At 70.0% G+C, this 21513-nt stretch carries 19 protein-coding genes; 12 read left to right on the forward strand and 7 right to left on the reverse strand.

Going from position 1 to position 21513, the window contains the following annotated elements:
* Positions 1-24 precede the first annotated feature (24 nt).
* The 4 genes from ACT3T5_RS02500 to ACT3T5_RS02515 all read right to left on the reverse strand — a co-directional run bounded on the left by ACT3T5_RS02500 (position 25) and on the right by ACT3T5_RS02515 (position 3768).
* Positions 25-960: a carbohydrate ABC transporter permease gene (locus tag ACT3T5_RS02500; protein ID WP_444593520.1), complete on the reverse strand. Its 936-nt coding sequence runs from the start codon at positions 958-960 to the stop codon at positions 25-27.
* A complete protein-coding gene (locus tag ACT3T5_RS02505) occupies positions 960-1934 on the reverse strand; it encodes a carbohydrate ABC transporter permease (protein ID WP_444593521.1) in 975 nt (324 codons plus the stop codon). The genes ACT3T5_RS02500 and ACT3T5_RS02505 overlap by 1 nt, the downstream gene beginning before the upstream one ends.
* Complete coding sequence (locus ACT3T5_RS02510; protein WP_444578625.1) at positions 1931-2983, reverse strand: NAD(P)-dependent alcohol dehydrogenase; 1053 nt, start codon at positions 2981-2983, stop codon at positions 1931-1933. The genes ACT3T5_RS02505 and ACT3T5_RS02510 overlap by 4 nt, the downstream gene beginning before the upstream one ends.
* Positions 2984-3174: 191 nt before the next feature.
* Positions 3175-3768, reverse strand: a complete 594-nt coding sequence (locus tag ACT3T5_RS02515) for a hypothetical protein (protein ID WP_444578624.1) — start codon at positions 3766-3768, stop codon at positions 3175-3177.
* A gap of 214 nt (positions 3769-3982) precedes the next feature.
* Between ACT3T5_RS02515 and ACT3T5_RS02520 the strand changes: the two genes are divergently transcribed.
* Entirely contained in the window at positions 3983-4744 is a 762-nt protein-coding gene (locus ACT3T5_RS02520) for an SDR family NAD(P)-dependent oxidoreductase (RefSeq protein WP_444578623.1), read from the forward strand.
* 96 nt (positions 4745-4840) lie between these two features.
* Complete coding sequence (locus ACT3T5_RS02525; RefSeq protein ID WP_444578622.1) at positions 4841-5608, forward strand: hypothetical protein; 768 nt, start codon at positions 4841-4843, stop codon at positions 5606-5608.
* A gap of 57 nt (positions 5609-5665) precedes the next feature.
* On the opposite strand, the gene ACT3T5_RS02530 is transcribed toward ACT3T5_RS02525, so the two are convergent.
* Positions 5666-6856, reverse strand: a complete 1191-nt coding sequence (locus ACT3T5_RS02530; RefSeq protein ID WP_444593522.1) for a MalY/PatB family protein — start codon at positions 6854-6856, stop codon at positions 5666-5668.
* Positions 6857-7083: 227 nt separating this feature from the next.
* Between ACT3T5_RS02530 and ACT3T5_RS02535 the strand changes: the two genes are divergently transcribed.
* From ACT3T5_RS02535 to ACT3T5_RS02580, 10 genes are all read left to right on the forward strand, one after another.
* On the forward strand, positions 7084-8043 hold the full coding sequence (locus ACT3T5_RS02535; protein WP_444593523.1) for an ImmA/IrrE family metallo-endopeptidase: 960 nt from the start codon (positions 7084-7086) through the stop codon (positions 8041-8043).
* A gap of 27 nt (positions 8044-8070) precedes the next feature.
* Positions 8071-9504, forward strand: coding sequence for an ABC transporter substrate-binding protein (locus ACT3T5_RS02540; protein ID WP_444593524.1), 1434 nt, complete (start codon positions 8071-8073; stop codon positions 9502-9504).
* A gap of 48 nt (positions 9505-9552) precedes the next feature.
* Positions 9553-10392 carry a sensor histidine kinase gene (locus tag ACT3T5_RS02545; protein WP_444593525.1) on the forward strand — a complete coding sequence of 280 codons (840 nt, stop codon included), beginning with the start codon at positions 9553-9555 and terminating at the stop codon, positions 10390-10392.
* Entirely contained in the window at positions 10385-11131 is a 747-nt protein-coding gene (locus ACT3T5_RS02550) for a response regulator transcription factor (RefSeq protein ID WP_444593526.1), read from the forward strand. The genes ACT3T5_RS02545 and ACT3T5_RS02550 overlap by 8 nt, the downstream gene beginning before the upstream one ends.
* A gap of 155 nt (positions 11132-11286) precedes the next feature.
* Positions 11287-12708 carry an MFS transporter gene (locus tag ACT3T5_RS02555; RefSeq protein ID WP_443353392.1) on the forward strand — a complete coding sequence of 474 codons (1422 nt, stop codon included), beginning with the start codon at positions 11287-11289 and terminating at the stop codon, positions 12706-12708.
* 24 nt (positions 12709-12732) lie between these two features.
* Positions 12733-13767 carry an ABC transporter substrate-binding protein gene (locus ACT3T5_RS02560; protein ID WP_444593527.1) on the forward strand — a complete coding sequence of 345 codons (1035 nt, stop codon included), beginning with the start codon at positions 12733-12735 and terminating at the stop codon, positions 13765-13767.
* Positions 13764-15377 (forward strand): ABC transporter permease, encoded by a 1614-nt coding sequence (locus tag ACT3T5_RS02565; protein ID WP_444593528.1) that lies wholly within the window; start codon positions 13764-13766, stop codon positions 15375-15377. The genes ACT3T5_RS02560 and ACT3T5_RS02565 overlap by 4 nt, the downstream gene beginning before the upstream one ends.
* A complete protein-coding gene (locus tag ACT3T5_RS02570; RefSeq protein WP_444593529.1) occupies positions 15374-16435 on the forward strand; it encodes an ABC transporter ATP-binding protein in 1062 nt (353 codons plus the stop codon). The genes ACT3T5_RS02565 and ACT3T5_RS02570 overlap by 4 nt, the downstream gene beginning before the upstream one ends.
* Before the next feature lie 84 nt (positions 16436-16519).
* The gene (locus tag ACT3T5_RS02575; protein ID WP_343923038.1) at positions 16520-17089 is read left to right on the forward strand and encodes a DUF421 domain-containing protein; all 570 of its coding nucleotides are present in this window, start codon (positions 16520-16522) and stop codon (positions 17087-17089) included.
* A 138-nt stretch (positions 17090-17227) separates the two neighbouring features.
* On the forward strand, positions 17228-18874 hold the full coding sequence (locus ACT3T5_RS02580; RefSeq protein WP_444593530.1) for an alpha-L-arabinofuranosidase C-terminal domain-containing protein: 1647 nt from the start codon (positions 17228-17230) through the stop codon (positions 18872-18874).
* A gap of 112 nt (positions 18875-18986) precedes the next feature.
* Here ACT3T5_RS02580 and ACT3T5_RS02585 read toward each other — a convergent pair whose 3' ends face one another.
* Positions 18987-20495, reverse strand: a complete 1509-nt coding sequence (locus ACT3T5_RS02585) for a sulfatase-like hydrolase/transferase (RefSeq protein WP_444593531.1) — start codon at positions 20493-20495, stop codon at positions 18987-18989.
* Positions 20492-21490 carry an aliphatic sulfonate ABC transporter substrate-binding protein gene (locus ACT3T5_RS02590; RefSeq protein WP_444593532.1) on the reverse strand — a complete coding sequence of 333 codons (999 nt, stop codon included), beginning with the start codon at positions 21488-21490 and terminating at the stop codon, positions 20492-20494. The genes ACT3T5_RS02585 and ACT3T5_RS02590 overlap by 4 nt, the downstream gene beginning before the upstream one ends.
* Positions 21491-21513 lie beyond the last annotated feature (23 nt).

Genomic DNA, 21513 nt, shown 5'->3' on the forward strand with positions numbered 1-21513 from the left:
TCCTTGCAGGTCGGGGCACGACGTTCAGCGGCCGTTGCCGGCGGCGGCGCCGGTGAGCCCGGTGACGATGTAGCGCTGGGCGCACAGGAAGACGAACAGCATCGGGAGCACGACGATGAGCGTGCCGGACATCAGCACGCCCCAGTTGGTCAGGCCGTCGTTGGACTTCAGATACATCAGCCCGATGGGCAGGGTGCGCATGTTCACCGAGTTGGTGATGATCAACGGCCACACGAAGTTGTTCCACTCGTCGATGACGGCGACCAGGGCCACGGTGGCCACGGCCGGGATCGACATCGGCAGCGTGAAGGAGACCAGCCGGCGCAGGTGACCGCAGCCGTCCACCTCGGCGGCCTCGAACACCTCGGCGGGCAGCGACATGAAGTGCTGGCGCAGCAGGAAGGTGCCGAAGGCGGAGGCCACCCCCGGCAGGATCAGGCCCGCGTAGGTGTTGATCAGGCCCATGTTGCCCATGGTGATGTAGTTGACCAGCAGCGTGACGTGACCGGGGACCATGAGCGCGCCGAGCATCACCACGAACAGCCACTTCTTGCCCGGGAAGGGCAGGAACGCGAAGGCGTAGGCCGCGAAGACGGCGAGCACCACCTTGAGCGTCGCGCCGATGACCGTGACGATCACCGAGTTCTTGATGAACGCCCCGAACGGCGCGATCCGCCAGGCCTCGCGCATGTTGTCGAAGGTCAGCTCGCTGGGCAGCCACTTCATGGGCCAGGAGTAGATGTCCCCGTTGGTCTTGAACGACGTGGACAGCAGCATGTACAGCGGGATGAGGAAGACCAGGCCCACGGCGATCAGCAGCAGGTATCCCCACCAGGTGCGCTTCAGGGAGCTCGGGCGACGGCGACGGGCGGGCCCGGCGCTGCCGGAGGAGCTGTCGACGCTCTCATCGGCCCGCTGGGCCCCGTCGGCCGCCGTGCGGGTGGTCGTGGGATTCGCCATCAGTAGTGCACCTTCTTCTCGACGAATCGAAACTGCAGGGCCGTGATGACCATGAGGATCACGAACATGACGGTGCCGGCGGCGGCGGAGAGGCCGACGTTGGAACGAAGGAACGCCTGCTCGTAGATGAACCAGCTCAGCGTGGTGGTGGACGAGGCGGGTCCGCCGTTGGTCATCACCGCGATCACGTCGAACGCCTGGAAGGCACCGATGGTCTGGGTGATGACCAGGAAGAACGTGGTGGGCGAGAGCAGCGGCAGGATCACCCGGGTGAAGGTCTGGAAGGAGCTGGCACCGTCGAGCTCGGCGGCTTCGAGGACGTCGGTGGGCAGGCCCTGGATGCCCGCGAGATACACGATCGAGACGAAGCCGACGCCTTTCCAGATCGAGACGATCAGCAGCGCGGGCAGGGCCCAGTCCGCGTCCGTGGTCCAGCTCGGCGAATCCGCCCCGAAGAGGTTGAAGACCACGCGGGCCAGGCCGTAGTTGGGGTCGAAGATGAACAGCCACACCACCGCGAGCGCGGCGCCGGAGACGACGTGCGGGGTGAACACGATGCCCGTGGCGACCGAGGTGCCGGGCAGCTTCTTGGAGAACAGCGCCGCCAGCAGCACCCCGAGCACGAGGCTGATGCCGACCACGACGACCACCCATACCAGGGACACCCACAGCACCTTGTGGAAGGACGGTGAGACGAGCATCGAGGTGTAGTTCGTCAGCCCCACGAAGAGCGGCTCCGGGGAGATGAAGTCCCAGCTGGTGAGGCTCAGGTAGAGGTTCGCCACGATCGGCCAGTACGCGAAGACGGCGATGAGCGCGAGGTTGGGGAAGGCGAACAGGGCGAACAGGCCGTAGCCGCGGCGCAGGCGCTGACGGCGGGCGGCGAGGCGCTGCGCCGACAGGGGCGGCAGCGTCGACGCCGAGGTCGGGGCGTCCTCCCGCGCCGTGGCCAGGGCCGTGGTGCTGGTGCTCATCGGACCTCCCGTGGGTGCTCGGCATCGGGGAGGCCGCCGGGGTAGATGACGGCCTTCATCGAGTCGGGGACCCGCTGGGCGAGGGTGATCGCGGCCTCGGTGTCCGCGAGGTCGAAGCGGTGGGTGATGATCGATTCGACGTCGATGCGGCCGCTGGAGACCAGCGCGATGGCGGTGGGCCAGGTGTGCGCATAACGGTTGACCAGGCCGATCGAGATCTCCTTGACGTTGAGCCGCGACAGCGGAAGGGAGACGTCCTGCTTGGGCATGCCCACCATCGCAGCCCGGCCGTTGGTGCGCAGCCGCCACAGACCCTCGGCGAGCGCTGTGGGCGCCCCGGAGCATTCGAGGAGCACGTCGGCGTCCTCGTGGCCGCGCTCGGCCGGGACGGCTCCGGCGAGCTCGGTGCGGAAGCCGAGGCTGCGGGCCAGCTCGAGGCGGAACTCGGAGATGTCGGAGACGACGACGTCGGCGGCGCCCTCGGCGCGGGCGACCTGCGCGGCGAGGATCCCGACCGGTCCGGCGCCGGTGACGCGCACGTGGTCGCCGGGCTGGAGGTTCGCGCGGCGGCAGGCCCAGAGGCCGACGGAGAGGGGTTCGCACATCGCGCCCGCCTCGAAGGACATCGAGTCCGGGAGCGGGAACAGCTGGCGCGAGTCGATCGCGAGCTGCTCGACGAGGGCGCCGTCGTAGGGCGGGGTGGCGAGGAAGATGAAGTCCGGGCACAGGTGGTACCGACCGGCCATGCACTCGTGGCACTGGCGGCACGGGGTGCCGGGTTCGATCGCGACCCGATCCCCCACCTGCACGGTCGTCACCTCGTCGCCGACGGCGATCACGGTGCCTGCGGCCTCGTGCCCGAGAATCAGCGGGCCGTCGACCACCCAGTCGCCGATGTAGCCGACCTGGAAGTAGGCGGTGTCGGAGCCGCAGACCCCGACGGCTTCGATGCGCACCAGCGCCTGGAGCGGGGTGGGGGTGGGGGCGGGGACATCGCGGATCTCGAGGGTCCCGATCTCCGGCATCACCGCGGCACGGTTCGACGTCATGGTGGTCCTTCCGGGAGCGGCCTGGCTCCTGCCTGCTGTGGCCCACCGTCCGCAGTGGGCCCGGTCACGTCGGGATCCACCGTAACGCCGTCGCTCCGTTGTGCTCGACGCGTGCTCTTATGTGCACTGGCGAATTGGTGCGACGTTCATCCGGAGTTTCCGGTACGGGTCCCGCGGCGACGGACGCGCGATCACTTCCCGAAGAGGCCCGCGCTGTGTATGGCGATGGGGCGGCCGTGGCGCCGGCACCACTGCGCGTAGTGGTCCAGGACGAGCGCGGTGTCGGGATGGGGGTGGAACGCCCGGTCCGGACCCCGGCGGGGATTGAGCTTGAGGCGCCCGATCCCCACCCAGCGCCCGGAGGTCAGCGCGACCATGAAGGCCGCATACCGGGTCGGGTACCGGGGGTGGATGATCTCGGCCACCTCTGCCCAGGAGATCACGAGGGTCCCGGAGAACGGCTGCCGAGCCACCATCCCGTGCTCATGGATCGCAAGGGAGGACTGCAGGGTGCGCAGGGCGAAGAAGCAGAGCCCGCCGATACCTGGCAGAGCGATGACCGCCACCACCCCGCCGACGAGTGCAGACGACGGTTCACCGTAGACGATGGCGTGCACCACCAGGATCCCGACGGCGATGAGCACTCCCAGCCCCAGCAGCACCAGCATCGCGAGAAGAACGCTCAGCCCTCGGCCCGTGCTGGTTCTCCCCAGGGGGCCGAGGTCCACCAGCTCGGGTCCCAGCAGGTGTGGCCCAAGACCCGGCCGGGCCATATCGTTCGTCATCGCTCGCACGCTACCGCAGCTGTCGTCCCTCCCCGGAGGGGCGCCCGCCGACCACGGCGCAGAGCCCCAAGCACCAAGCGTAGGGCACAGGGCGCAGAACGCAGAACGCAGAACGATGGCGTCCGTGGTCGCCGGTGCGCCGCGCTCGTCGGCCCCGCGCTGTCCGGCATGGTGGAGGGACGACGGGCCGACGAGCCGACGGAGAGGAACCACGATGAGATGTGCACTGGTCACGGGAGCATCCCGCGGGATCGGCCGGGCCACGGCGATCGCGCTGAGCGCACGCGGCGAGAAGGTGGCGGTGCACTACGGGTCGAACGCCGCGGCCGCAGAGGAGACGCTGGGCCTGCTGCACGGCGAGGGTCATGTGCTCGTGGCCGGTGACCTCTCCGATCCGGAGATCGCCCGGTCCGTCATCGAGGAGGCCGAGCGGGGCCTGGGGCAGCTCGACATCCTGGTCAACAACGCCGGGATCGCGCCCGGTCCGGGCACCGACCACCGGGTGGACGGCACCGACTACGCCGCCTGGCAGCAGCGCTTCACGCGGATGCTCGACGTGGACCTCACGGCGCCAGCGAACCTCACCTACCTGATGGCGCGCGGCCTGATCGCCCGGAAGGCGCCCGGGGTGATCGTGAACGTCGGCTCCCGCGGCGCATTCCGCGGTGAGCCCGACGCCCCTGCCTACGGGGCGGCGAAGGCGGGCCTGCATGCCTTCGGCCAGTCGATGGCACTCGCGCTGGCCCCGCACGGCATCACGGTGGCGTCGGTCGCGCCGGGATTCATCGGCACCGAGCGCCAGCAGCCCAAGCTCGAGGGCCCTGCCGGGGACGACCTGCGGGCGCAGAGCCCCTTCGGACGGGTAGGGACGGCCGAGGAGGTCGCCGCCGCGATCCTGTACCTCACCTCGCCCGCAGCGCAGTGGGCCTCCGGCGCGGTACTGGATCTGAACGGGGCCTCGCACCTGCGGACGTGATGGTCTGCGGTGGGTGACGGGGCCGGGCCGTGGCCGGGGCGCTGCACGTCATCGCCCGAATTGCGCTCTCCCGGTGACCTTTCTACCCTGATCGACATGAGTGCAGAAACTCCCCCGAATGCCGCTGCGCCCGCAGGCGCCGGCCCGTCCGGCGGACACTCCGAGGAGGAGGGAGGCTCGCTTCCCGGCTGGGTCATCCTGCTCGTGATCGCCGCGCTCGTGGTGGCCGCCGTGCTGATCGCCCCGCGCATCGACGTGCGCGGCGGCTCCGGGGACCCCGTCCCCACGGGCCTGAAGGCGGAGCTGGGCGCACCGTCGATCCCGGATCCCGCGGAGGAGGGCGTCGAGGGCGCCACGACCGAGGAGGAGATGGTCGCCGGCGTGCTGCGCTACGCGATGGAGCGCCGCGTGCTCGAGCAGGCGAAGATGGAGCTGCCCACCAGCTCGGAGTGCACGACCTCCGACAGCACCACCTACGAGTGCACGGTGACCGTCGATGACCAGCCGGTCCGCTCGACGATTCAGGTCGATGATGTCTCGAACCTGACCGTCACCTCCGGCGAGCAGACGGTGATCGACAGGGACACCATTCACTACACGGTGCTGGAGCAGGAGGTCGTGGTCACCGACCGCGCCATCCACCTCGAGGCCCAGCAGACGGTTGCCGAGTCCCAGAAGGGTGACTCGCCGTACGACGCGCCACGCTGCGACGAGGACCTGCCCGCGCTCCAGGTGGTCGCCGAGGGCGAGGAGGCTGAGGGTCATTGCTACGCGAAGCCCAACGGCTGGCGTGCCTGGCCGAACTGGTCCGCGAAACTCACCATCTCCGCGAACTCGACGGGCCCCAACCTCTGGAGTGACTGACCGGGCCTGGAAGGACTGACAGGCCATCGGTCGCATCGGCCCCACCTGCCCGGTGTCTCACCCGTCAGCGCGGCCCGGTTCCAGCACGCGGACGATGCGGGTGATCGCCTCGATCAGGAGCGGGCGCGGCATCGCATAGATGAGGCGCACGTGCCCGGACCACGCCGATCCGCAGGCGGTGCCCTCGGTGCATTCCACCCGGGCGCGCTCGAGCAGATGGTCGTGCAGCGACCCCTCGATGCCGTAGACGCGCAGGTCGAGCCATGCCACATAGGTGCCTTCCATCGTGGTCAGGCGCGCCTTCGGCAGCAGGGAAGCGACGAGCTCCACCAGGGTCTCGCGGTTGCGTCGCAGGTAGCCGACGATGTCGTCGAGCCAGTCCTCGGCCTGGGTGTAGGCGGCGGCGGTCGCGGCGAGCCCGAGGTTCGCGGCGCCGTGCATGGGGAAATGGCCCACGCGCTCCCACTGCTCGCGGTCCGCGTCGTTGCTCGTGACCAGCTGGGCGCACTTCAACCCCGGCAGGTTGAACGCCTTGGAGGCGGCGACCGCGGTGATCGTGTGCCCGGCTGCGGTCTCGCTGAGAGAGGCGTAGGGGATGTGCTCGCCCTCCAGCACCAGCGGCAGCCAGATCTCGTCCGAGAACACGCGCCCGCCCTTGCGGTCCACCAGCTCGACGAGCGGTTCCATCTCCTCGCGGGTGAACACCCGGCCCGTCGGGTTGTGCGGGTTGCACAGCACCAGCAGCTCACCGCCCGCGTCGAACGCCGCCTCGATCGCGGCGAGGTCGTAGGAGTAGTGCACACCGGAGTCGCCGGAATCCTCCACCAGCATCTCGACCTCGAGGATCTCGCGGCCCATGAGCTCGGGGACCTCGAGGAAGGGCATGTAGGCCGGGGTGGGCACGATGATCTTCGAGTCCGGCCGCAGGAAGTTCCCGATCACGGCCTGGAACACGGAGATGACGTCGGGCATCTCGTGGATGTGCGCGGGGTCGACGGTCCAGCCCGTGCGGCGCTGCAGGAAGCCGGCGGTGGCCCCGTGCAGCTCGGTCGCCAGGTGGGCGGGGAGGTAGCCGAAGGCTCCGCGATCCACCTCGAAGTGCAGGCGCTCGGTGATCGGCGGGGCGATACCGAAGTCCATCTCTGCCACGAAGGCGCCGATCACGTCGGCGTCACCGGCCCAGCGGGTGGCGCCGGTGGCGATCAGGTCGCCTTGTGTGATGGCGTCGATTTCGGCTGGGCTGGGCATCGGTTCTCCTCGTGCGGCAACGACATCGGTACTCGGGGGCGAGCCTATCCAGCGGGACGCAGTCCGGGGTGAGCTGGCCTCGGCAGCACGGTCGGTGACCCGCGACTGCGCGAACTCTGGATGCCGATATCCATGAGCTGATCACCGGCGAGCCGGACCCGCACCGGCTCGTCCTGTCCGCACGCCATTCCTTCGATCACGACAACGGCGATCGGCGCGTGACGGGCATGGAGCAGGACCGCCCGATGCTGGAGGACATCCGCCTTGCATACGCCCAGGCCGGCACGATCACCGCACCGGAGGAACTCCCTTCGAGCGTGGACGAGGCACGGAGACGCCTGCGCCACGACTTCGTCACGGAGTTCATCGACAGGCTCGCAGAGATCAACGTCGACGTGATCCGATTGTCGGAGCTCACGACGGCGTATTCATTCCTCGCAGAAGCGCGTCCCGTGGTGGCGATCAAGGCCACCGGCAACTGGTTCCACGAGAACTGGAGCCTTGCCCACGAGCTCGGCCACCTTGTCCTCGGGCATCGGGGAGTCCTCGACGGCACAACGGGCTATGAGCGAGACGAGGCTGCGGCCAACGCCTTCGCCGCCGAACTCCTGCTCCCCCACGCCCGCATGCAAGCCGTGGACTGGACCCGATTGCACCTCGCAGATCTGGCCGAGCTGGTCTGGGAGACCGGCACGTCCACGGACGCCTTACGACGACGCCTGTCCAGCCTGCACCTCGAGTGCTCCTCCGAGGTCGCAGCGGCGCTGACCATGAGCACACAGAAGCTGCTTCGCCATCACTGGACCGGTGCCCGCTACGGGGATCCGATCACGAAGCGGATGACGGCGGCCACCCGCCGCTCCTTCCCGTCCTGGCTGCACGCCGCACACCTCGAGCAGATCGCCGCCGGGAAGATCGGCAAGAGGACGCTCGCCTGGATGCTCGAGGTCGATGCGGGCTCCCTGCAGGTCGACGAGCCGGAACCCACACCGTCGCTCAGCGGCGCGGCGCTCGAAGAGATGCTCGGGTGCGGTGAGACGTGTCCGCCGGGAGTCGACGTGAGGCTCGGGCGTTCGCAGCACCCCTGCAAACGTTGCGGCGAGCCGGGAAATCACGGCAACTCCCGGCCACCCTGGACAGCGCTATCCATCGGCTCTTATGCTCCGGGCACACCTGGCATTTCCTGAGGTCGACGACGCTCGAAGGACATCCCCATGCACACTGCACCGCTCTCCCGCACCTCCCTCCGCGCCACCTCGGCGCACGGCTCGGCGTTCACCCGCTCCCGCTGCCCATCGGCCCACGCGCTGCTCCCCGCCTCGCCGCTGCTGCGCACCACCGGATCGGGCTGCGCGCGACGGGGCGCACGCGGACCGCGCCGCCGCAGTGTGCTCGCGGGCGGTCTCGCCTCCTCGATGCTCCTCGCCGCCTGTGGGCCGTCCTCGCGCAGCGCCGAGACCTCGAACGAGGTGAGCTTCATGTTCTGGGGCCCGGCCTTCTACCAGGAGTTCACCGGCGAGATGGTCGATGCCTTCGCGGCGGACGAGCCCGAGGTGGACGTCTCGGTGCAGCCCTCGGAGTGGGACGGCTACTGGGACAAGCTCGCCACGCAGGTCGCCGGCGGCACCCCGCCGGACGTCATCAACATGGACGGCAAGTACATCGCGGAGTACTCCGGGCGGGGCGTGCTCGCCGATCTGGAATCCCTGGACGGCCTGGATCTCTCGGGCCTGGACGCCGCCGATCTGGATGCGGGCCGCGTGGACGGCGTGCTGACCGGGCTCTCCACCGGGTCCAACGCCTGGGTGGTCGTGGCCAACCCCGCGCTGTTCGAGAAGGCAGGTGTGGAGCTGCCCGATGACACCACGTGGACATGGGAGGACTTCGCGGAGATCGCGACGCTGATCAGCGACTCCGGGGTCGCGACCGGGATGACCGGCGGGGCCAGCTACGCGGACCTCACGATCTTCCTGCGCCAGAAGGGCGAGGACCTGTGGGCGGCCGACGGGATGGGCTGCACTCCCGAGTCCCTCGCGCAGTGGTTCCAGCTCTACCTCGACCTGCAGGAGTCCGGGGCGACCCTCCCGGCGGACGCCTCCGTGGAGGACAGCGCCACCGCGCTCGAGCAGCAGGCCTTCTCCACGGGCCGCTCGGCGATGAGCTGGACCTGGACGAATCAGCTGCAGTCGCTGCGCGACGCCGTCGGATCCGACGACGACGTGGTCATGCTGCGCCCGCCCTCCCTCTCCGGTTCGGCCTCCGAGAACGGCCTGTTCAAGAAGGCCTCGATGTACTGGTCGATCGCCGCGACGTCCCAGAACACCGAGCAGTCCGCGCAGCTCGTGAACTTCCTGGTCAACGCCCCCGAGGCGCAGGCGATCCAGCTGCTGAACCGCGGCGTCCCCTCCGACCCTGCCGCGATCGAGGCGATGGGCGACTCCCTCACCGCCACCGACCACGACGTCGTGGACTTCCTGGAGGCGATCACGCCCGAGCTGGCCGCCGCCCCGGCCGTGCAACCGATGGGCACCGCCGATTCGCAGAACACCTTCACCCGGCTGCTGACCGACGTGCGCTTCGGGACCACGACGCCGCAGGAGGCCGCGAAGGCGACCATCGCCGAGGTGAACGGGATGGTCACCAGCTGAGAAGGGCGGCCGTCACCGCCCGACGGCATCCACGAATACCCTGGCCATATGTCAGGAGACGTGTTTCAGCTCGAGGGATGGCAGCTCGCCGCTCTGCTGCTTGCTGCCCTCCTGCTGGGAGCTCTCGTCGGCGGCGGAGCGAACACCCTGAGGAACCGTCGATCGTCGGCGTCCTCAGACGACGACGGCGACGGCGAGACCGGAGCGAGCCCTCCCGAGAAGCTGTCCGCACGGGTCCTCTCCCACGAGATCCGCACTCCGCTCACGCTGGTGAAGGGCGCGGCCGATCTGCTCGCCGAGGAGACTCCCGGACCGCTGAACGCCACGCAGCGCTACTTCGTCGACACGATCGTGGGCAACACTTCGCTCGTGGTGAGCATGGCGGAGGACTTCCTGCTCGAAGCCAGGCTCGAGACGGGTGAGCCGACGCTGGACCGCACCGCGGTCGACATCCGGACGCTGGTCCGGGAGACGGTCCTCGAGCTGCGGCGGATCCGGAGCACGCCTCTGCATCTGGACAGCCGGGGTGGACCCCTCGTGCTCGACGTCGACCGTGCGATGATCCGCCAGGTGCTGTGGAATCTGATCAACAATGCGGTTCGCCATGCCGGCAGCGATGCCGAGGTCACCGTCCGTGTGGAAGCGACCGCCGAAGGCACCACGATCGCTGTGTCCGATGAGGGTGCGGGGATGAGCCCCGAGCAACGTGCTGAACTGTTCGCACCCCAGGTCAGCGGCCACCCTCAGGGCACCGGCCTCGGGATGGGCGTGATCCGGCAGATCGTCGATGCGCACGGCGGGCGCGTCGTCGTCGACTCCCTCGTACGCCGCGGCACCCGCATCCTCGTGGTGTTGCCGTGGCCCTCCCAGGAGGACGCCCATGTCTGACTCCACGAGCCCTACGGCCCCGGAGGCGCCCCTGGTCCTCATCGTCGACGACGAGGAGCAGATGACGGCGATCATCTCCTTCGCACTCGAGACTCAGGGGCTTCGGACCCGCACCGCCGCCGACGCGATCGCGGCACGCGCCCTGCTCGACTCCGAGCCGATCGAGCTCGTCGTGCTCGACGTGATGCTCCCCGGGGAGAGCGGCATCGAGCTGTGCCGGTCGCTGCGGGAGACCTCCGACGTGCCGGTCATCCTGCTCACCGCACTCGGGGAGGTCGACGACCGCGTCGCCGGGCTCACCGCCGGGGCCGACGACTACCTCACGAAGCCCTTCAGCCCCCGCGAGCTCGCCCTGCGGGTGCAGGCGATCCTGCGACGCTCCTCGGGGTCGACCTCCGTCGCGGACTCTGCCGGCCAGGCGCTCCGCTGCGGGCCGCTGCGGGTCGACCTCGAGTGGGGCGGCGCGAGCTGGGACGGCGCCGAGCTCGACCTGCCGGAGACCGAGCTTCGACTGCTCGGCCGCCTCGTCCAGGACGCGGGCCGTGCGGTGCCTCTGCGGACGCTGCTCCACGAGGTCTGGGGCACGAGCCGCGCCGAGGGCGGGCGCGACATGGTGAAGTCCATGATCTACCGGCTGCGCCAGCAGCTGCGCGCCCAGGGCGCGCCCGCGGACCTCATCGAGGCGGTCCGGGGCCAGGGCTACCGAGTGCGCGTGCTGCCCTCGACCCGTCCGCACTGATCTCGTCACCGATCGTCACCGAGCGCCACCCCACGGTTACCGACGCCTGGGCAGGCTGAAGGGGACGGACGCACGTGCTGCAACGGAGCACCGGTCCCGGGGAGCACCCGGGGCTCGCCCTGCGTCCGGTCCCTCCCCGATGACGAAGGAGAACGATGTCTGCCCCGACGAAGCGCCGCGGGTTCCTCTCTGCCCCGCCCCCGAAGCCGCGCCTGGACGACGCGGAGGTGCAGCGCGTCTATCCCCGCCGCCGCCTGAACGTGTTCCTCGGGATCTTCCTCGGCTATGCCGGGTTCTATCTGATCCGGAACAACGTCTCCCTGGTGGCCCCGCTCCTCATGGACGACAAGGGGCTGAGCACCCTCGGCATCGGCCTGATCGCCAATGCCGTGCTGTTCGCGTACGGCCTCTCGAAGTTCTTCATGGCCACGGTCTCCGACCGTTCCAACGCCCGATACTTCCTGCCCATCGGGCTCGCCCTCTCGGCGCTGACGAACCTCTTCGTCGCCTTCGTGCCGTGGGTCTCCGGGTCCATCGCGGTGTTCGCGACCGTCATGTTCATCAACGGCTGGTTCCAGGGCATGGGATGGCCGGCCTCGGGCCGCGTGCTCGTGCACTGGTTCTCGACCAACGAGCGCGGCTGGAAGACCTCCATCTGGAACACCGCGCACAACGTGGGCGCAGCCGGGCTCGGCGTCGCCGCGGCGGCTGCACTGGCCTGGACGGCCGACGACTGGCGGGCCGCTTTCTGGTTCCCCGCGGTGATCGCCCTGATCGTCGCCGTGGTGGCGTTCTTCCTGATCCGCGACACCCCCGTCTCCGAGGGCCTGCCGCCCATCGAAGAGCACCGCGATGATCCGGCGAAGGTCGAGATCGACGACGCCGATGAGCATCTGTCCATGTGGCAGTTCGTCCGCAAGCACGTCCTGACCAACCGCGTGATCGTGCTGCTGGCCGTCGCCAACGTGTTCGTCTACGCCCTGCGCTACGGGGTGCTGAACTGGATCACCGTCTACCTCGCGGATACGCGCGGGGCGGAGATCTCCGACGGCATCACGGGCTTCGTGGTGTTCGAGCTGGCCGGGATCGTCGGCACCCTGCTGTGCGGCTGGGTCTCCGACAAGATCTTCCGCGGCTACCGGTCCGGCACCGGCATGCTGTTCATGGCCCTGACGGCCATCGCCCTGGTGGCCTACTGGCAGGTTCCGGCCGCTGCTCCGCTGTGGATCTCGATCGCGCTGGTGGCGGTCATCGGCGGCCTCATCTACGGCCCGGTGATGCTCATCGGCCTGCAGGCCATCGATCTCTCCCCGCGCCAGGTCGCCGGGACCGCCGCAGGCTTCACCGGCCTGTTCGGCTACCTGCTGGGCGCGACGCTCGCCTCCTCCGGCGTGGGCCTGATGGTGCACGCGTTCGGGTGGGACGTCTCCTTCGCCGTGCTGACCGCATGCGCGCTGCTCGTCGTCGGCATCATGTGGGTGATCGGCAAGGACGAGAAGGCGCTGATGCGCGCCCGCGAGGAGAAGCGACTCGCGGCGGAGGCGGAAGAGGCTCAGGCCTCCACGTCCGACAGCTGATCCCTGGCCTACCCTCGAAGGATCATGACTCCTCCTCGTCGGTCGCCGCGCGCCGTGAGTGCGCTGGTGGTGCTCGCACTGCTGGCCCTCACGGGCTGCACGGCGACCGGCGACAGGCAGATGGATGATCGCGACCTCGCCGTCCTCTGCTCCAACGACGCCGAGGTCTGCCGCGCCTGGGCGGGCGCGTTCACCGAACGCACCGGGTACGGCGTGACCACGGTGCGCCTGCCCACGTCGGAAGCCCTCGAGCGGATCCGGCACGGCGAGGATCTGCCGGAGTTCGACGTCTGGCACGGCTGCGGCTCCGAGATGTACGTCGAGGCCGCCGACGAGGGACTGCTCGCCCCGTACCGCTCCGTGCAGGCCGCGGGGATCCCCGAAGACTTCCGCGACCCCGAGGACCGCTGGAGCGGCGTGTACTCCTCGATGCTGGCCTTCTGCGTGGCTCCGCAGGCGATCTCCGACCTCGGCACCGAGATCCCCCGCACCTGGGACGATCTGCTCGATCCGGCACTGGACGGTCAGATCAGCACTGCATCCCCTCGCACCTCCGGCACCGCCTACACGGCGATGTCGCTGCAGATCGACCGCCTCGGCGAGGACGCCGGCCGCGAGTATCTCGCCGGCCTGTACGGGCAGGTCCTCCAGTTCACCCGCTCCGGCACGGCGCCGGCGCAGGTGGTCGCGCGTGGGGAGACTGCCGTCGCCATCACCTTCGCGCCGTACTGCGAGGCCGCCCGCGCCGCCGGCAGCCATGTCGAAGTGGTGCTGCCCGAGGACGCGACGAGCTACGAGGTCGGAGCCGTCGCCATGCTGGCCGATGCCCCGCATCCCGGGACCGCCCGGGAGTACCTCGACTTCGCGCTCTCGGCCGACGGCCAGCGGGCCGGCGCCGCGAGCGGCATCGACCAGATCCCGACCCGCTCGGACCTTCCCGGCAACCTCGCCGAGGTCCTCGCGGACGGTCGCTATCCGGTGATCGGCGCCTCGCTCGCCGAGCGCTCCTCACGCCGGGATGCTCTCCTCGCCTGGTACACCGAGGAGGTCGAACGGTGAGCAGGATCTGGCCCCGCACCGCTGCAGCGGCCTCCCTCGTCGTCGCCGGCGCGGGCGCAGCGGTCGTCGTCGGCTGGCCGGTGCTGCGCATGGTGTCGCAGGCGATCGCTGCGGTCGCGACCACAGGCGTCGTCCCTGGTCTCGGGCGCACCCTGGCGGTGTCCTTGGCCCTTGCCGTCGTCGTCACCGTGATCGGTACCGCGGTGGGCCTCGCGCTGGCGCTGACCGCTCGCACGCTCTCCCGGGGATGGAGGCGCGTGCTCGACGCGACCATCGGCGCGCTCCTGCTCGTCCCTCCCTATGTGGTCGCAGCAGCGGTCGTCGCCGTCGGCGGGCGCGGTGGTCTGCTCACCGGGATCCTGCCTGACGTCTACGGAGCGCTGGGGATGACCCTCGCCATGGTCGTGGCGCATCTGCCGATCCCGTATCTGACGATCAGGATGGCCTGGCGCGAGGTGGATCCACGGCTCGTGGAGATGTCCCGGGTCACCGGCGCACGCGCGACCGAGGTGATCCGACTGGTGCTGCTGCCACCGCTGCGCGTCCCCCTCGCGGTCTCGACCGCGCTGCTGTTCGTCTCCGCCCTGTCGGATCCCTCGATCCCGGCCGTGCTGCGCGGTCGGATGCCGACCCTCGCCCACACCGCCTACATCGAGGTGATCGCGTGGGGCGGGGAGAGCACCGCCGCGCTCATCGCCGTCCTGCTGACCCTGCCGGTTCTCCCCCTCCTCCTGGCGATGTGGCGCCGACGGGAGGCCGGAGCGCTCGTGGATCCCTGGCAGGGTCACGGTGCGAGCCCCCGGCTGGTGCTGCCCCGCTCGATCCTCGTGCACGGCTGCCGGGTCCTGAGCGTCCTGGTCCTGGCCGTCGTGCTGCTCCTGGTGCTCGCCTCCGCCGCCACGATGATCCGAGCTCGAGGGTCGCTGCTCACGCCGACGATGATGGACGTGATCGGGTCGACCGTGCGCTACGCGCTGGTGGCGCTGCTCCTCGCGGTCCCGGTGGGCCTGCTGACGGCGTGGGCCTCCGACCAGGGTGGCAAGCGGCTCGCCCGCGGCGTGGACCTCCTCCAGACCTCCTTGCTGCTGATGCCGGGCACCACCCTCGGCATCGCGATCTTCCTGGCCTACGGGTTCGCGACCCCCACCCCGTTCGGGCAGCTGCCCGCCCTGGTCGGCGGGGCATCGCTCGCCTCCGGATCGGTCGCGCTCGTGGCCGTATTCATGGCACCCGCGGTGCCGATGGTGCATCTCGCCGCGCGTGCCGGGCAGCGCCGGGTCCCGCGGGCCCTGCACGAGACCGCCGGCGTGCTCGGGGCGGGCCGGCGGCGCATCACCCTGCAGCTCGTGGCGCCGCAGACCGGGGCACTCGTCGCGGCGACGGCGGCGGCGGTGGCCGCCCGCAACATCGTCTCGGTCACCCCGGTCGTGTTCGTCTCCACCCCGGATGCACCGATGGTGGCCTCGTTCGCCCTCGACCTGCTCGATCGGGCAGCGCTCGAGCAGACCTTCGCCCTGACCGGGATCGTCGCCCTCGTCATCGGTGGAGCGAGCGCCCTGGTCGCCTCGGGGAGCGCCGCGGCCCTCGGCGCGCGAGCGAGGTCCTCATGACCGCGCAGGCCGGGCTCCAGCTGAGCGGCGTCGCCGGGGTCGATCTCCACGTGAGCCCCGGGGAGATGATCGCCGTGATCGGCCCGTCGGGCTCGGGGAAGACCACGTTGCTGCGACGTGTCGCCGGGCTCGAGCGACTTCCCACGGGCACCGTACGCATCAGCGGCCGCGACATGGCGCGGGTACCGGTGGAGCGGCGCCCCGCGACGATGATGTTCGAGACCCCTGTTCTGTTCCCCCAGCTCACGGTCTCCGAGAACGTCGCCTTTGCGGTGGAGGGCCGCGATGGAGACCTCGCTGCCGCCGACGTGCTCGACGTCGCGCTGACCTCTCTGGACCTCCGCACCCTCGCCGACCGGCTCCCCCATGAGCTCTCCGCCGGCCAGCGTCAGCGCGTCGCCCTGGCCCGCGCCCTCGTGCGTCGGCCCGAGGTGATGCTGTTCGACGAACCGCTCGCGCACGTGGACCCTGCCGCTCGCGGAGGTCTGCTGCGGGAGATCTCGCGGATCCACCGGCGGATGGGGAGCGCCTCCCTGTTCGTCACCCACGACTGGTCCGATGCGCTCGCCGTGGCCGACAGGATCGCCGTCATGCGTGACGGGATCCTCGTGCAGGTGGACACCCCGCGGGAGGTCTACTCCCATCCGGCGAGCGCCTGGGTCGCTACCCGTGTGGGCGTCCCCAACTATCTGTCGGCGCAGGTCGAGAGGGTGGTGGACGGCGGCGGCGGGCATCGGGCGCAGGTGAGCATCCTGGGTTCGTCATGGGAGGTCCCGGCATCCTCCGAGCTGCGACGGGAGGGGGATGAGTGCGTCGTGCTCGGGCATCCGCACGCCTTCACGATGACGCGGATCGAGGAGCGCCGAGGCGTCGATCCCCGTCTGGGGCGAGTGCTCTCGACGACCTTCGGCGGCGACCACGTCGACCACGACGTCGAGACCGATGCGGGAACGCTCGTGGTCCGCCGGCCGCTGGGGCCGACGGACGAACCGTGGCCGCCGGGGACCCTGGTCGAGGTCGGTCTCGTGCCCGAGGCGGTGTGGGCCGTCGCGGAATGAACGGACGAGCCGCTCCCTGAACGGCCCGGGCCGTCCGCAGGGCGTCCGTGCTCGGCGCCGCGACCGGTCCCCGACAATGGACGGATGATCGACTGGAACCTCATCTGGCAGGACTACCTCGGCATCAGCTGGAGCGGCGCGCTGGGCGTGATCGCCTCCGCCGTGGTGCTGTACGTGTTCTTCTCCCTGCTCGTGCAGGTCTCCGGCCAGCGGCTGATGGCGAACCCCACCGTGGGCAGCTTCGTGGTGCTCGCCGTGATCGGCGGCGTCACCGCCCGGGCCATGCTGGGCGAATCCCCCACCCTGCTCGGTGCGCTGCTCGTGCTGAACACGCTGATGCTCCTGGAGTGGCTGATGGGCACGCTGCGACGCACCGGTCGCGCTCGCGCGATGGGCTCTTTCCGTCGGCCCACCGTGGTGATGATCGGCGGGCGCACCGTGGCGGGCGCTCTGCGTCGGCGTCGACTGTCGGAGTCGGACCTGCTGAACCGGCTGCGGATCTCCGGCGTGCTGGACCTTCAGCAGGTCGAACTGGTGATCCTCGAGAACCGCGGCACTCTCACGATCGTGCGCCAGGGCTCCACGATCGATGCGTCGCTGGTGGCGGGCGTCGAGGGGTGTGAGGCGATCCCGGAGCGCCTGCTCGCGGGGTGAGCGCGGAACCGGACCGGGGCTGCGCCGTCGGCCGCCCGTCCAGAATCGGGGCACTCCATTGCGGGAGCCGCCGGTCGCCACCATGCTGTCGGGACGACGAACGGGTCGACGAGGCCCCCTGTTCTCCGAAAGGCACCCATGACCCCGCAGTCCCCCGCCCGCATCGATCTCACCCAGACGACCGGACCGCGCCCCATCGATCCGAAGATCTACGGCCACTTCCTGGAATCCGCGTTCTTCGGCAACATCGAGGGCGGGGTGTTCGACGAGGGCTCGGAGCTGTCCGTGAGCGGCGACGGCCCGCTGGAGGGATGCCGGCAGGACGTCATCGACGCCTGCCGTGACCTGGGCCTGCCGGTGGTGCGCTGGCCGGGCGGGAACTTCACGTCCGCCTACTGGTGGCAGGACGGCACCGGCCCGCGCGATGAGCGACCCCATCGCCTCGAGCTCGCCTGGGGCTCGGAGGAGACCAACCGCTTCGGCACCCCGGAGTTCCTCGCCTGGTGCGAGGCCACCGGCGCCACTCCGTATCTCGCGCATGGCTGCCGCAGCGTGGAGGACGCGGTGCGCTGGGTCGAGTACACGAACTACGCCGGGGACACCGAGATGACCCGACGCCGCGCGGCCGACGGCCTCGAGGGCCCTCGCGCGGTGCCGATCTGGGGCATCGGCAACGAGGTCTACGGGCCCTGGCAGATGGGCCACCGCAGCCCCGAGCGCTATGCGGAGGACGCCCTGGAGCATGCGCGGTTCATGCGCGCGGTGGACGCCTCGATCCGCTTCGTGTGCGTGGGGCTGGACGATGACCGGTGGACAGACGTGGTGGTGCGTGAGCTCGGCGAGATCACCGACTGGTTCTCGGTGCACGCCTACGGGGCGAGCTTCCACCTCGTGAATCCCTCGCGTGAGGAGTTCGACGCCGTCGTCTCCCAGGCGGTGCACTTCGAGAAGGTGCTGCAGGGGTTCTCCGAGAAGGTCGCTGCCGCCGCGGATCGTCACGGCATCTCCAGTCCCCTCGAGATCGCCTTCGACGAGTGGAACATGCGCCACTTCGAGCCGCGCAGCTGGGAGGACCCGCAGCCCGGGGCCGACGGCGGCATCGCCGAGCGCGACACCTCCGGCCCCTCCGACGAGCCCGGCGTCTCCGCGGAGAACGGCTGGCGGGTGAGCCGCTATTCGCCGCGCACCCTGGCCGACGCCCTGTTCTACTCCGGGGTGTTCCACGCGATCCACCGCGCCGCGGGGAACCTCGTGCCGGTGACCATGGCGAACACCGTGAACCTCGTCAACGCCAACGGCCTGCTCGCCGTGCGCGAGGGTGGCCTGGTGCGCTCGGCGACCTTCCACGTGTGGGACCTGTACCTCAACCACTTCGGCACCGTGCCGCTGCCGACCCGGGTCGCCGGGCCCGCCGTGACCCAGCCGGTGCGGCGCGAGCAGGGCTGGGGCGGCGAGGCGCACTGCGTCTCGGTGCTGACCACCGTCGGGCTGCTCGACGTGAGCGCATCGGCCTCGAAGGACGGCTCGCGCCGGTACCTGGCGATCATCAACCGCTCCCCCGACGAGGACGTCGAGGCGGTGCTCGCCGTGGACAGCGAGCTGGTCGACGGCCCGGTCACGGTGCACACCCTGGGCGCCGACGCCGAGGACCTGTTCGCCGTGAACACGCTGAGCTCCCCCGATGTGCTGGGGATCCGCGAGAGCACGCGGGAGCTGACGGGCGGGGTCTTCGTGGCGCCGGCGCACTCGGTGAGCGTGGTGTCGTGGGAGGTGGTGGGCGGCTGAGCCGCCGCCGCCTGCCCGACAGTCGCCTCGAGAGAGCAGGGCGCCCTCAGAGAGCAGGGCGCCCTCCTCGACGCGGGGAGCCCGCGGGGGTACGGCGACGAGGGACGCCCCATCACCCCGCGGCGACACCTCCGTGGGCACCCTCGTCCAGGCCGCTCATGCTGGGGTCGTAGTCGACCTCCCCGATGTCATACATCGAGGTCATCCAGTGATAGAAGTTGTCGCCCCTATCGCGCAGGCGACGGTAGAGGCTGCTCATCAGGTCGGTGCGGAGCTGCCGCATCTCCGGCTGCTCGTAGCGGTTGTGGAGCTCGTCGGGGTCGAGCTCGAGGTCGTAGAGCTCGTTGACGGATTCCGGGTTGACGACCAGCTTGTAGCGGTCGGTGCGGAGCATCCGCTGAGGGTAGGGGAAGTGGTGGCCGTGGTATTCGCACACGATCGCGTCGTCCCACGGGACATCCTCCCCGCGCACCAGCGGCAGCAGCGAGCGGGAGTCCACGGCCGGCGCCGGGTCGAGCCCGCACCAGTCCAGCACGGTCGCGGTCGTATCGAGCAGGCTCACGAACTCCTGGCGCACCTGGCCGGCCGGCGCCCCGGGGATCCGCACGATGCCCGCGGTGCGATAGATGTCCTCGTACATCGCCGGGCCCTTGTCGTGCAGGCGGTGGGATCCGGTGAACTCGCCGTGGTCGGAGCTGAACATGACGGCCGTCGATTCGAGCAGGCCCAGGGACTCTGCTTCCGCCATCACCCGGCCGATCTGTTCGTCGATGAGGGTGACGTAGCCGCGGTAGACGGCGATGAGCTTGCGGCTGTCCGCCTCGGTCATCGTGTCGAAGGTCCAGTGCGCGGAGTAGTTGGCCTGCACCGGGGGCTTGTCCGTGAAGGTCTCCTGGATCGAGGCGGGCAGCTCGATCTCCTCGGGGTCGTACATGTCGAAGTAGGCGTCGGGAACGATGTAGGGCAGGTGGGGCCCGAAGAAGTGCAGCGCGAGGTAGAAGGGCACCTGGTTCGCGTCGAGGTCCTCGGCGTAGCGCCGCAGCTGCTCGATGGCGCGTTCGGCGAGGTAGTACTCGAAGGTCGCCTCGAGCGGCTGGTGCAGCCGGGCGGCCAGCAGGTTCCCGGGCCCGCCATTGGGGAGGGTGCCGCGCATCTGCTCGGAGATCTCGTACCCGGGCAGGTCGTGCTCGGCGAGATAGGCGAGGTAGTCCGGATGGTCGACGGGGTTGTGCCAGCCCTGCAGCTCCGCGCCCTCGAAGCCGTAGTCGGTGCGCAGCTTCTCGGTGCCAGCGTGCCATTTCCCGAGCAGGCCGCAGTTGTAGCCGGCCTCCCGCAGAGCTCCCGAGAAGGTGAACTGCCCGTCGGGCAGGTCCTCCTGGTAGCCGACGTTGCGCTCGTAGTTGGCGAGCAGCTTGTGCCGGAACGGTGCCGCGCCGGTCAGCACGCTGGCGCGGGCCGGTGTGCAGATCGCGGTCGGGGTGTACCAGCGGTCGAACCGGGTGCCGGAGGCGGCGAGCGCATCGAGGTTCTCGGTGCGCACATCGGGGTTGCCGTAGCAGCCGAGGGTGTCGGTGCGGTGCTGGTCGGTGAGGAGGAACAGGACGTTCCGGGGCTCGCTCATTCGCCCGCCTTCGTGAAGAGATCGAAGGTGCAGTAGTCGGCGGGGGCGACGGTCTCCCCCTCGATCTTCCCGTTGTCCTCGAAGTAGGTGTTCATGGCCTCGAGCCAGGTCTCGATGGTGCCGTCCTCGATCAGTCCGTCGAGGTCCGCGGCCTTGTAGTACTCACCGTTGGCGGCATCCCCGGCGACGGCCTTCGCATCGGCCTGGGTCATCTTCGCGACCAGCTCGATCGTCGCGTCCAGGTCCTCCGCCCGGAAGTCCATGGCGGTGCGGAGCACGGAGAGGACCTTGATCGTGGTCTCCTCGTTCTTCTCCGGGAAGTCGGCCCCGGTGACCATCACGTTGGGGAACTGCATGATGTCGGCGAAGTCGGAGTTCTGGGCGAGCTCGACGAGGTCGGGGACCTGGGCCTTGATGGTGTCGATCAGCGGGTACCAGATCCCGGCGGCGTCGACCTGCCCCGAGGAGAAGGCGGAGACGACGGTCGCCGGATCCATCGCGACCTTCTCGATGTCCTCGATGCTCATCCCGGCGCCCTCCAGGGCGAGCTGGACGATCATGTCCCCGGAGGTGCCCTCGGGGATCGCGACCTTCTTCCCGGCGAGGTCCTCGATGGCGGCGATGCCCGGCTGGGCGATGACCCTGTCGGCCTGGCCCACGCCGTTGACGGTGACGACCTTCGCCTTGCCGGAGGCCGGCAGCCACATCGCGCCGGGGCCGATGTACCCGAAGTCGAGGTCTCCGGTGCCCAGGGCCTGGATCTGGAGCGGGCCGTTGGTGAAGGTCTGCAGCTTCGCCTTCAGCCCGTTCTCCTCCCACAGGCCCTGGTCCTCGGCGATCGCGAGCAGGCTCGCGCCGTTGAAGTCGGGGATGTAGCCGTAGGTGACCTCGGTGAGGTCGCCCGAGCCGGAGCCGGAGCTCCCGCAGGCGGCGAGGGCGCTGAGCGCCGGGAGGGTGGCGAGGCCACCGAGGAGGGTGCGGCGGGTGACGTCCATGGGGATCGTGTCCTATCGGGGTG

It is taken from the genome of Brachybacterium sp. AOP3-A1-3 (assembly GCF_052378285.1).
In the GTDB taxonomy this organism is placed as follows: domain Bacteria; phylum Actinomycetota; class Actinomycetes; order Actinomycetales; family Dermabacteraceae; genus Brachybacterium.